Source organism: Micromonospora sp. NPDC050200, assembly GCF_040656135.1.
GTDB lineage: Bacteria > Actinomycetota > Actinomycetes > Mycobacteriales > Micromonosporaceae > Micromonospora.
The window spans coordinates 1-10434 of the sequence record NZ_JBFALG010000109.1; the positions used below are offsets into that span (position 1 = coordinate 1).

10 protein-coding genes are annotated in these 10434 nt (G+C 69.6%); 8 read left to right on the top strand and 2 right to left on the bottom strand.

The window, feature by feature from the left end; all coding sequences use genetic code 11:
- Positions 1 to 192: 192 nt before the first annotated feature.
- Positions 193 to 570, bottom strand: a complete 378-nt coding sequence (locus AB0I41_RS33570; RefSeq protein ID WP_357115086.1) for a hypothetical protein — start codon at positions 568 to 570, stop codon at positions 193 to 195.
- 95 nt (positions 571 to 665) lie between these two features.
- The gene (locus tag AB0I41_RS33575) at positions 666 to 1379 is read right to left on the bottom strand and encodes a site-specific integrase (protein WP_357115088.1); all 714 of its coding nucleotides are present in this window, start codon (positions 1377 to 1379) and stop codon (positions 666 to 668) included.
- Positions 1380 to 1519: 140 nt separating this feature from the next.
- Between AB0I41_RS33575 and AB0I41_RS33580 the strand changes: the two genes are divergently transcribed.
- From AB0I41_RS33580 to AB0I41_RS33615, 8 genes are all read left to right on the top strand, one after another.
- Positions 1520 to 2728: an FAD-dependent oxidoreductase gene (locus tag AB0I41_RS33580; RefSeq protein ID WP_357115090.1), complete on the top strand. Its 1209-nt coding sequence runs from the start codon at positions 1520 to 1522 to the stop codon at positions 2726 to 2728.
- An 18-nt stretch (positions 2729 to 2746) separates the two neighbouring features.
- On the top strand, positions 2747 to 3700 hold the full coding sequence (locus AB0I41_RS33585) for a sigma-70 family RNA polymerase sigma factor (RefSeq protein WP_357115092.1): 954 nt from the start codon (positions 2747 to 2749) through the stop codon (positions 3698 to 3700).
- Positions 3701 to 3922: 222 nt separating this feature from the next.
- Positions 3923 to 4114, top strand: a complete 192-nt coding sequence (locus AB0I41_RS33590; RefSeq protein ID WP_357115094.1) for an FAD-dependent oxidoreductase — start codon at positions 3923 to 3925, stop codon at positions 4112 to 4114.
- Positions 4115 to 4460: 346 nt separating this feature from the next.
- On the top strand, positions 4461 to 4817 hold the full coding sequence (locus AB0I41_RS33595; protein ID WP_357115096.1) for a DoxX family protein: 357 nt from the start codon (positions 4461 to 4463) through the stop codon (positions 4815 to 4817).
- Between the two features lie 124 nt (positions 4818 to 4941).
- Complete coding sequence (locus tag AB0I41_RS33600) at positions 4942 to 6126, top strand: FAD-dependent oxidoreductase (protein WP_357115098.1); 1185 nt, start codon at positions 4942 to 4944, stop codon at positions 6124 to 6126.
- Positions 6127 to 6152: 26 nt separating this feature from the next.
- Positions 6153 to 7049, top strand: coding sequence for an RNA polymerase sigma-70 factor (locus tag AB0I41_RS33605; protein WP_357115100.1), 897 nt, complete (start codon positions 6153 to 6155; stop codon positions 7047 to 7049).
- A gap of 78 nt (positions 7050 to 7127) precedes the next feature.
- The gene (locus AB0I41_RS33610) at positions 7128 to 8114 is read left to right on the top strand and encodes a hypothetical protein (RefSeq protein ID WP_357115102.1); all 987 of its coding nucleotides are present in this window, start codon (positions 7128 to 7130) and stop codon (positions 8112 to 8114) included.
- A 216-nt stretch (positions 8115 to 8330) separates the two neighbouring features.
- Positions 8331 to 9254 carry a YbhN family protein gene (locus AB0I41_RS33615; RefSeq protein ID WP_357115104.1) on the top strand — a complete coding sequence of 308 codons (924 nt, stop codon included), beginning with the start codon at positions 8331 to 8333 and terminating at the stop codon, positions 9252 to 9254.
- Positions 9255 to 10434: the final 1180 nt, after the last annotated feature.

A 10434-nucleotide genomic window follows, 5' to 3' on the forward strand; every position in this document is an offset into this window, starting at 1 on the left:
GACATCGAGTGATCACTATCCACAACGAACCTGCAGAACGATCTCCAAACGGACTCAAGCCACAGACCAACTCAAAGATCTTCGAACCGCCCTCTCGGTGGCCGGGGCAGGGCCGGCCGCCAGACGACCACGACTGCGCGTACGTCGCCTTGGACCTTGGCTGAGCACCAAGGAGGCCAGAGATTCCTGTGGCTAGAGGTCGTCGGGCCACCAGTGTGGGTCGAGGCTCTTGCCGTGGCCGCGGGGGCAGGCGCCGTATCCGGTGCTGGAGACGTTCCAATGGTCGCGGCAGTACGGCGCATCGCACTGGCCGCAGAATCCGGCATCGTCGTAGAATCCGGCCGTATGCACCGAGGCGTACCGGTAGGGCTGGGCGAAAGCACTCGCGATTGTCGTCGCTTCTGTCAGGTTGACCGGTTGGCCGTGTCCGTTGCCAGCCTCGATTCCCGAGAACAGCAGCCACCACTGCTGGCCGCCGTGGCGCTGTCGGTCGGTGTCGAAAGCGTCGGTTTGCCGCGGTGACCATTGCCGCCAGTTGGCGGGTTCAGCGCCGGGCGCAACGAGTTCCACCCGCGATGCGGGTTGCGCACACACCGCGCAGCGCGGCTCGGCTCGGCCCGGCTACGAACGCTTGCAGCATGTCGTCATCATCCCTGACCAGGATGTCAGGCGACGGCCCGCAGGCGCCGCACGGTGCTGCCAGGGCCGTCGGGTTGGGTGGTATCCCAGCATCGTTGCAGAGCGTTGACGAGGTTGGTGATCATGGGTTCGGTGACGTGGCTGTAGATGCCTCTGACGCCCGCGAGGCGGTGTCCGAGGCGTCGGGCTTGGGCAATTTTGGGGATGCCGTCTTCGATGAGCCATGTCTTGTGGGTGTGGCGGAGGTCGTGGAAGTGCATGCCGGGCAGGATCGGCGGGACCCCTCGTGTGGTGTCTCCGGCGACGGCGGGGGTCCAGGCGCGGCGGTTGAAGTTGGAGCGGCGTTGGTGGTGGCCGCGAGCGCCGGGGAAGACGGTGTGGTGCGGGTGTTCGGCGAGGTGGGCGGCGAGGAGGTTGGTGAGGAAGCGGGGTAAGCGGATGTGGCGGACGGAGTCGTTGGTCCTGGGTGGGCCGAGGTAGAGCTTGCCTTCGACTTCGTGGAGTGCGCCGACGTCGGGGTGGACATAGATGGCACCGGTGATGAGGTCGAGGTTGTCGCGGTGGAGGCCGGCGAGTTCTCCCCATCGCATGCCGGTGTAGGCGGCGGTGAGGATCATCAGCCCGTCGCAGGGGCGGGCTTGTCGGGCGACGATGGCGGCGACCTGCTCGGCGGTGGCGTGGGGTCGTTCGGCGCGGATGCCTTTGGGGATGCGGATCACCTCGTTCAGCTCGGCCTGCATCTGCGCCGCCTCGGCGTCGCGCGCATCGTTGGGCGGCGCTCCTGCCGCTCTGTGACCCATGCCATATGCAGTTCCTGTCAGCAATCGGGGCGCCGTTCCGCTCAACTCACAGGAAGCAAGCGAACCGACAGGAGCAACACATGAAGCACCGCATCGTCGTCCTCGGCGCCGGCTATGCCGGGGCCTTCGCGGCCGGGATCCTGGCCCGCCGGCTGTCCCCGGCGGACACCGAGATCACCGTGGTCAACGCTGAGCCGGACTTCGTCCAGCGGATGTCGCTGCACCAGGTCGCGGCCGGCCAGGAGATCAAGGCTCCGAAGCTCGCCGACGTCTTCGCGCGCACGGGGATCCGGCTGCGCCTGGCCCGTGTCACCGCCGTCGACCCCGAGCGCCAGGTCGTCGCCGTGGCCGACGCCGACGGCGGCGGCGAGCTCGGCTACGACACGCTTTTCTACGCGCTCGGCAGCCACGTCGCCGACCGCGGCGTCCCCGGCGTGGCCGAGCACGCCTTCGACGTCGCCGGCCGGCCCTCGGCGCTGCGCCTGCGCGAGCGCCTGGACAGCCTGGGCAGCCTGCGCAGGCGGGGCGAAGGCGGGAGGGTGCTGGTCGTCGGCGACGGGTTGACCGGCATCGAGGCCGCCACCGAGATCGCCGAATCCCGGCCCGGCCTGTCGGTGGCGCTGGTCGCCCGCGGCGAGCTGGGCGTCCGGCTCTCCGCCGGAGCCCGCAGCCACCTGCGCCAGGCCTGCGACCGGCTGGGCATCACCGTCCTGGAGCACACCAGCGTCGAAGCCGTCGAAGCGACGCGGGTGCTGTGCGCCGACGGCACCGTCCTGGCGTCCGACGCAACCGTGTGGACGGCCGGGTTCGCGGTCGACCCCATCGCCGCCGCCGGTGGGCTGGAGGTCACCGAGAACGGTCAGATCGTCGTCGATCGCACCATGCGGTCGGTCTCGCACCCGAACGTCTACGCCATCGGTGACAGCGCCTACGCCATCGGCGACAACGGCCGGCCGCTGCCGATGTCCTGCGCGTCGGCCGGCTTCACCAGCAGGCAGGCGATCGAGGCGATCGTGGGACGCCTGACCGGCCGCAAGATCGCGAAGACCAATTTGGTCTACACGTACAACTACATCAGCCTCGGGCGGCGGGACGGGATCCTGCAGACGATCGACGACGAAGGGCAGGCAAAGCCGAAGTACCTGGGCGGCCGGAACCAAGCGCGGATCAAGAAGAGCATCATCAAGACCGCGCTGTGGGCCACCTGGCACCCGACCTTCGGCCTGCCCAAGCGCAAGCACCGCCTGGCCGCCGCGCCGGATGCGTCCGCCGAGAAGGCGGTCGCGTAGCCGCCTAGGGTGGTCCGCGTGGACAGCACCGCCACTGATCGCTTCGACACCAGTCGGTTCGAGGCCAGCCGGAACCGGCTGGCCTCGCTGGCGTACCGGCTGCTGGGCTCCGCCGCCGACGCCGAAGACGCCGTGCAGAATGCGTTCCTGCACTGGCAGGCCGCCGACCGGCAGCGGATCAAGGTGCCGGAAGCATGGCTGACCAAGGTCGTCACCAACCTGTGCCTCGACCGGCTCCGCTCGGCACAAGCCCGCCGCGAACGCACCGTCGGCGCCTGGCTGCCCGAACCGCTCCTCGACGGCGACCCGATGCTCGGCCCGGCCGACACCTTCGAGCAGCGCGAATCGGTCTCCCTGGCCGTGCTGACTCTCATGGAGCGCCTGTCACCCCTCGAGCGGGCCGTCTACCTCCTGCGCGAAGCGTTCTCCTACAGCCACGCCGAGATCGCCGAGATCCTCGACATCACCGAGTCCGCAAGCCAGCAGCACCTCCACCGGGCCCGGCACCGCATCACCGCCGCACGCCGCCACGGCGGCGAAGTCGACCCCGCATCCGCACGCAGGATCGTCGAGGAATTCCTCGCCGCTGCCTCCTCGGGCCGCACCGAACGGCTGGTGGCGCTGCTCACCGACGACGCGACCGCGATCTCCGACGGCGCCGGCCTGACCGAGACGCTGCTGCAGTACGACACTCCGCAGCGCATCGCCGCCGTCGCACGGGCCGGATTCAAGCCCACACCCGCGAAACGGCGACTTGCCGGCGGCACGCCCGCCATCCACTACACGCTCGTCAACGGCGCCCCCGCCATCCTCTTCGTGCTCGGCGACCAGGTCGTCGGCGCCGTGACGTTCGACATCACCAACAGCAAGATCGCAACCGTGCGCGGCATCGCCGCCCCCACCCGCCTCGCCCGCCTCACCGAAGCCTGGCGGCAGCACGAACCGGACACGCCGCTCATCAACCAGTGGTGACCCGACGCCGACCGCGGCCAGGCGCAGCACCCGCGCTGCGATGAACCGCTCCCGGGCTTCGGACGCCACCAGCCGCATGCGGACAGCGTGCAGCGGCTCGCTGCCGTCACGCGCTGAGAGCCCTGCCAGTCACCGCCGAGGGGGTGAGCTGGCTCACGTGCTGTCACAGCTGCCGGTCACGCGGTGTCTGAGGCCGACCCCTGGAAAACGGAGGAGCCACCCATGGCTGAGAACACCGATGTCGTCGTGATCGGCGGCGGCTACGCCGGCGTCAGGGCCGCCAACCGGCTCACGCAGCGCGACGACGTAACCGTGACCCTGATCAACCCGCGCCCGGCCTTCGTCCCGCGCCTGCGCCTCCACCAGTTGGTGGGCGGATCCCACGACGCGGTCGTCGACTGGGGGCGTTGGTAAGAACCGCGTCACCCGGGGCCAACCTGTGTCGCGTTGCTGTTCACGGGTGCGGTGATCATGCGTCTTCGCCGTGGCGAGCGGAAGACGATCGTCGGCGACCTGGTCTACCTCGCTCTGGCTGTCTTCGTTGCCTGGGGCCGCTTCGGTCCCGAGTCCTTCACCAGCTGAAGCTGCCGCGTTCACCGAACACGCAGCCGGACCGTGCGGCGACCGATCGGGCCACAACCCGGCCGCCGGGCCGGGTCGCGGGCACCCGCTGGGTGGCGCGCCTGGGCGTGGCCCGGGCAGGCACAAGCAGCACACCAACCATCCCTCACACCAACAGCTAGATGCGAACGGAGAGTTCATGTTCATCGCCTATGTCACGGTGACCGTCCTGACCGCCGTCTTCACCGGCGGCTGCGCGTACACCTATCTGACCGGGCACGACTACCCGAAGGCCATGATGACGATGAAACGGATCCCACACTCCTGGGGACCGGTACTGGGCGGCCTGCTGGCGGCCGGAACTCTGGGCCTGCTGGCCGGGTTCGCCGTGCCGCTGCTCGGTGTGCTCGCCGCCATCGGGCTCGAGCTCTACTTCATCCTCGCGCTCGTCGCTCACCTGCGGGTGGGCTCCCGCAAACTCACCGGCTGGGCCGTCTTCTTCATCACCGTAACCGCCGCCCTGGAGGTCAACCTCGCGTACCACGGCTCTTGGTGACCGGTCTTCCCGCAGCTCGCCGGACGTCGGGTGTGAGCCGGGGCGAGTGACCCGGCTCACGCGCTGTCACAGCGACCGGCCGGGTGGTGTCTTGAGGCCAACACCTGGACACGGAGGAGACACCATGACGGAGAACATCGAGGTGGTCGTGGTCGGCGGCGGATACGCCGGCGTCATGGCGGCCAACCGCCTCACGCAGCGCGACGACGTGACCGTGACCCTGATTAACCCGCGGCCGTGCTTCGTTCACCGCATCCGCCTGCACCAGCTCGTGGGCGGAACCGGCGACGCGGTCGTCGGCTACCGGGAGATCCTGGCCGATCGCGTGCGGCTGGTGGTCGACACCGCGACCCGGATCGACGCGGCCGGGCGCAGCGTGACGTTGGCGGACGGCGGCACGGTCGGCTACGACTACCTCATCTACGCGGTGGGCAGCGGCAGCGCCGACCCGAGCGTGCCCGGGGCCGCCGAGCACGCCCACACGATGGCCAGCCTGGAAGAGGCGCAGCGGCTGCGGTCGGTGCTTGAGACCACGCCGACGGCCGTGGTGACGGTGGTCGGAGCCGGCGCGACGGGCATCGAGGTCGCCGCCGAGCTGGCGGCCGAGGGCCGCACCGTGACCCTCGTGTGTGGCAGGGTGCTCCACCCGTATCTGCACCCCCGGATTCGCCGCAAGTTCGCCAAACGGCTGGCCAAGCTCGGGGTAACCGTCATCGACGGCCCCGGCGCGAAGGTCACCGCGGTGAGCCGCGACGCCGTGCGGCTGGCGGACGGCCGCGAGCTGCGGAGCACGGTGACCATCTGGACAGCCGGATTCAGCGTCCCCGACCTGGCGGCCCGCAGCGGGCTCACCACCGACGCCGCCGGACGTCTCCTCACCGACGAGACGCTCACCAGCGTCGACGACGACCGCATCGTCGCCGCCGGGGACCCGGCCGCGCCGTCGGACATGCCGCTGCGGATGAGCTGCCAGTCCGCCAATCCGCTCGGCGCGCACGCCGCCGACACGGTGCTCAGCCGGATCGCAGGCGGACAACCGACGACCATCGCCATCGGCTTCTTCGGGCAATGCGTCAGCCTGGGGCACGGTGCCGCCACCGTCCAGATCGCCTCGAAGAACGACATCGCCAAAGGTTTCGCTGTCGGTGGCTTCCTCGGCGCGAAGATCAAGAGCCGCAGTTTCACAGGCCTGACCGAGCACCTGGCGCACGAGGCGCACGAGCCCGGTTCCTTCACCTGGAAGTTCCGGGACGACACCCGTCAGCAGCGGCTGCAGGCCAAGCGTCGCAAAGCGCTGGCCGCCCGCTGACCGGACGAGCGAAAGGAGGGCTTGCAGTGGATACACCGCCCACCGACCCGGCGACCGAAACCTTCATCGCCCACCGGAACCTGCTGTTCACCGTCGCCTACGAGATGCTCGGTTCGGCTGCCGACGCCGAAGACGTCCTGCAGGAAACGTGGCTGCGCTGGGTCAAGGTCGACCTGGCGCAGGTGACCGACCAGCGGGCCTACCTGGTCCGGATCACCACCCGGCAGGCGCTCAACCGGCTGCGTACCATGAAACGCCGCAAGGAGGCGTATGTCGGCTCCTGGCTGCCGGAGCCGCTGCTCACAACGCCGGACGTCGCCGAGGACGTCGAGCTCGCGGAGAGCATGTCGATGGCGCTCATGCTCGTCCTCGAAACGCTGACGCCGACCGAGCGCGCCGTCTTCGTCCTGCGCGAGGTCTTCGACGTCAGCTACGACGAGATCGCCGCCGCCCTCGACAAGAGCCCCGCGGCCGTGCGCCAGATCGCCCACCGCGCCCGCCAGCACGTCGATGCCCGCCGCCCCCGCCAGGTGGTCTCCGCGAGCCAGACCCAGGCGGCGCTGGAATCGCTCCAGTACGCGCTCGAAACGGGCGATCCGCAGCGCCTGCTCGACGTGCTCGCTCCCGACGTCGTGCTGATGGGCGACGGCGGCGGCGTCAAGCAGGCCGCGCTGCGGCCGGTCGTCGGCGCCGACAAGGTCGTCCGCATGTTCGTCGGGGGCTTCGCGAAGGTCGAGGCCACGATCACCAGTGAACCCACCGTGGTCAACGGCAACCCGGCACTCGTCCTGCGCCTTGACGGCGAGCTCGACGGCGTCCTGGCGGTCCGTGTCGAGCAAGGCCGCATCAGCGGCATCTACTACGTCCGCAACCCGGAAAAGCTGACCCGCGTCGAGTCCGAGACCCCGCTCACCCGGCGATGAACCCTGCCCTCAGATGGAGATCACATGTCCACTCAGGCCGCGCCCACACCCGATGCGCCGCCCTCACCCTGGCCGATCGTGGCCAGGGCAGTCGTCCTGCTCACGGCGATCATCAGCGTGCTGCTCATCGCCTTCGCCTGGCCGTCGGTGCGCTCGTCGGTGCACGATGTGCCGATCGCCGTCGCCGGGCCGACCACAGCAGTCAAACAGATCAGTGCCGCGCTCGACCAACGCCTTCCCGACGCCTTCGAGATCACCGAGGTCGCCGACACCGCCGCCGCCGAACAGCTGATCCGCGACCGGGAGGTGTACGGGGCGATCGACGTCAGCTCCGGCACCCCGCAGGTCATCACCGCCTCCGCCGCCAGCGCAGCCGTCGCCCAGACCCTGCAGAGCATCGCGACCGCGCTCAGCCAGGCGCAGGCACAGGGCACCAGCACCGGGGCCGCCGCCCGCGACCTCGTCCCCCTGCCCGCCGACGACCCGCGCGGCGCCGGCCTGGCCGCCGGAGCCCTGCCCCTGGTCATGGGCGGCCTGCTCGCCGCGCTGCTGCTGATCAGACTCGTCCGCGGCACCGCCCGCCGGGTCACCGCGGCGCTCGCCTTCGCAGTCACCGGCGGTCTGGCCGTGGCATCGATCCTGCAGTTCTGGCTCGGCTCGCTCAACGGCTCCTACCCGGCCAACACCGGCGCCATCGCCCTGACCATCGCCGCCACCTCCCTGAGCATCCTCGGACTGGAGTCACTCCTCGGGTACGCCGGCTTCGGTCTCGGCGCCGCCGCCATGATGCTCATCGGCAACCCCCTCTCGGGCGCCGCGACCGCACCCGAGATGCTGCCCGGCTGGTCCGGCACGCTCGGCCAACTGCTGCCACCCGGGGCAGGCGGCCAGTTGCTGCGCTCCACCGCCTTCTTCAACGGCCACGGCGCCACCCACTCCGTCATCCTCCTGGTGACCTGGCTCGCGCTCGGAGTAGTGCTGTGTCTGGCCAGCGGCCTGCGCACCCGCCGTACCGCCACCGTCGCGGACACAGCCGCACAGCCGGCCGCGCACGCGACAGTCTGACCAACCACACAGCAGCACTCGCCAGCGTTCGCGACGGCCGGCCTGTCGGACCGGCCGTCGCTGGGCACGTCCGCCTGCCCGATCCCGTCGCCGGAGGCGAAAGTCGTGCCCGCAGATCACAGCCACGCCACCGGCGATGCCTCTGCCACCGCTGCAGGGCCCCGCCCGAAACGCGGCCGCCGCCGTTGGATACGCCTGCTCGCCGTAGCCTCGCTGTTGACCCTGTTCTCCATCGAGTTGGTGCTTGCCTGGCCGTCTTTGACGACGGCGCTCAGCCAACTCCGCGCTCCGCAGCCCGGCTGGCTATCCGCGGCTCTGATCGCCGAACTCGCCGCGATGGGCGCCTACGCCCGGATGCAACGCCGGCTTTTGCGCTCTGCCGGCGTCCGGGTCCCGCTCTACCGGCATGCGGCGCTCGCCTACGCCGCGCACTCGCTCAGCGTCACCCTGCCCGGCGGCCCGGTATTCTCCACCCGCTTCAACTACCAGCAGATGCGCCGCTTCGGCGCCACCCCCGCCGTCGCGTCCTGGTGCATCGCCTTGTCCGGCATCCTCTCCACCGCCGCCCTGGCCGTCGTCACCACGGCCAGTGCACTCGCCTCCCAGGGCGCGCCCCCATGGCACACCCTGACCGGCCTGGCAGTGGCCGCGCTGCTGCTCACCACCGGCATCCGAAGGCTCACCCGCCATCCCCAAGCCGTCGAATCAGCGGTGCGCGCGCTGGCCCACGTCAACCGGCTACGGCACCGACCCGCCACCGACGAACTGGACCGCATCATCGGCTTCGCCAGACAACTCGGTGCCGCACGCCTCCCGCCGGGTCACGCCGCCGCTGCCGCCACCTACGCCCTGCTCAACTGGCTCCTCGACGCCGCCTGCCTGTGGCTGTGCTTCCACGCCATCAGCGACGCCGATATCAGCACCACCCAACTCCTACTGGCGTTCTGCGCCGGCTACGCCGCAGGCACCATCACGATCATCCCGGGCGGCCTCGGCATCATCGACAGTGCTCTCATCCTCGGCCTCGTCGCCGGTGGCATCGATACCAGCACCGCCATCGCCGCTGTCGTCCTCTACCGCATCATCAGCTTCGGCTTCATCATCAGCGCAGGCTGGGTCACCTGGACCGTCATCCGATAGCTCCCGGAACGGCTGCCTCATCTCAGCCTGACAGACAGGGACCTACGCCGAGCGCCTCCACTGGCCCGTCTGTGCTGCCCGCTATTACCAGCGGGCTCGGCTTTCACGCTGGCTACCAAGATCTGATCCGGCTATACATCCCGCAGGCACGCGACCAGGGCGGCTCGACCTTCCTCAGCGATCTAGAGGCATACCGACAATGTCGTCCCAATCGGGGCCATGCGCCCAGAGGTTCTTCACAGCTTCCCGAGCAGCACAGGCTCATCAGGTCGGGTGTGACGAGCCCCGGGACGGGGTCTGGAAGAAGCCGCAGGCCGCGATCCTCGGCACGCACGACCCGCGACACGAGCGCGTATTGCTGCCCGTGCAGTGGCAGGGTCACCCTCTCGGGTACCGCTCTGCCGAGTCCTACGACCGGCCCGCTGAAACTCAGTCATCGTGGTCATGCGCGTCCACGTCGCCGTCTAACTCACCTGCCTCGACACCGGCCGGCGAAGACCGCCGATCACCTGACTGGCAACTAGAAGCTGGACCTTCGTAACTCTGCTGAGCGGACGTGGACCTCTTCGGTGCCGCCGAAGTCATCACCACAGAGGATGCGCTGGTCACCGCAACGCGGGTGGGATCAGGGTCCCAGCTGACGGGACCAGGTACTGGTGCGGCACGGCGGATCTGCGCAGCCGCCATCGATATAGGGCTGCCCTGTCGCTGTGACGGCCGACGACCATGACTCCGGGGACACGAGCCATGCTGGGAGCAGCGAACCCTGACCACATCGGTGATCTCTCGGAGGTCAGGCCGAACCGCTCGCCCAGATCACCGCAGTTCAAAGCCCTCGGCCCCGTCCTGAGTCGGTGAGCGCTTCGGTCGCGATGACCACTTCGCCAACCTGCACCCAATCTGCTCCCATTTGCAAGGCCACACCACACAGCAGCTCCTTACCGCCGCAGCCTGCCCATACTCCCCCGCCAGGGAAGATCGGAGGCCGTCGACTGCTACCGAAACCTGCGGAGCACTCCGCGGGAAACGGGGCTTGACGAGAGCCGCGTGGATGCCCGTGGGGTCGAACGGTTCGGCGCGGGGCTGGGCTGGGCTGTGACATGCCACTTACCGTATCGGCCCGGCCCGACCCGCGGTAACCGGCCGAGCGCCTTGATCATCAGTCGCGGGCATCGCCGCC

Coding starts and splice junctions, on each gene's coding strand:
- AB0I41_RS33600 (WP_357115098.1), top strand. CDS start 4,942: ATGACGGAGAACATCGAGGTGGTCGTGGTCGGCGGCGGATACGCCGGC.
- AB0I41_RS33580 (WP_357115090.1), top strand. CDS start 1,520: ATGAAGCACCGCATCGTCGTCCTCGGCGCCGGCTATGCCGGGGCCTTC.
- AB0I41_RS33595 (WP_357115096.1), top strand. CDS start 4,461: ATGTTCATCGCCTATGTCACGGTGACCGTCCTGACCGCCGTCTTCACC.
- AB0I41_RS33590 (WP_357115094.1), top strand. CDS start 3,923: ATGGCTGAGAACACCGATGTCGTCGTGATCGGCGGCGGCTACGCCGGC.
- AB0I41_RS33575 (WP_357115088.1), bottom strand. CDS start 1,379: ATGCAGGCCGAGCTGAACGAGGTGATCCGCATCCCCAAAGGCATCCGC.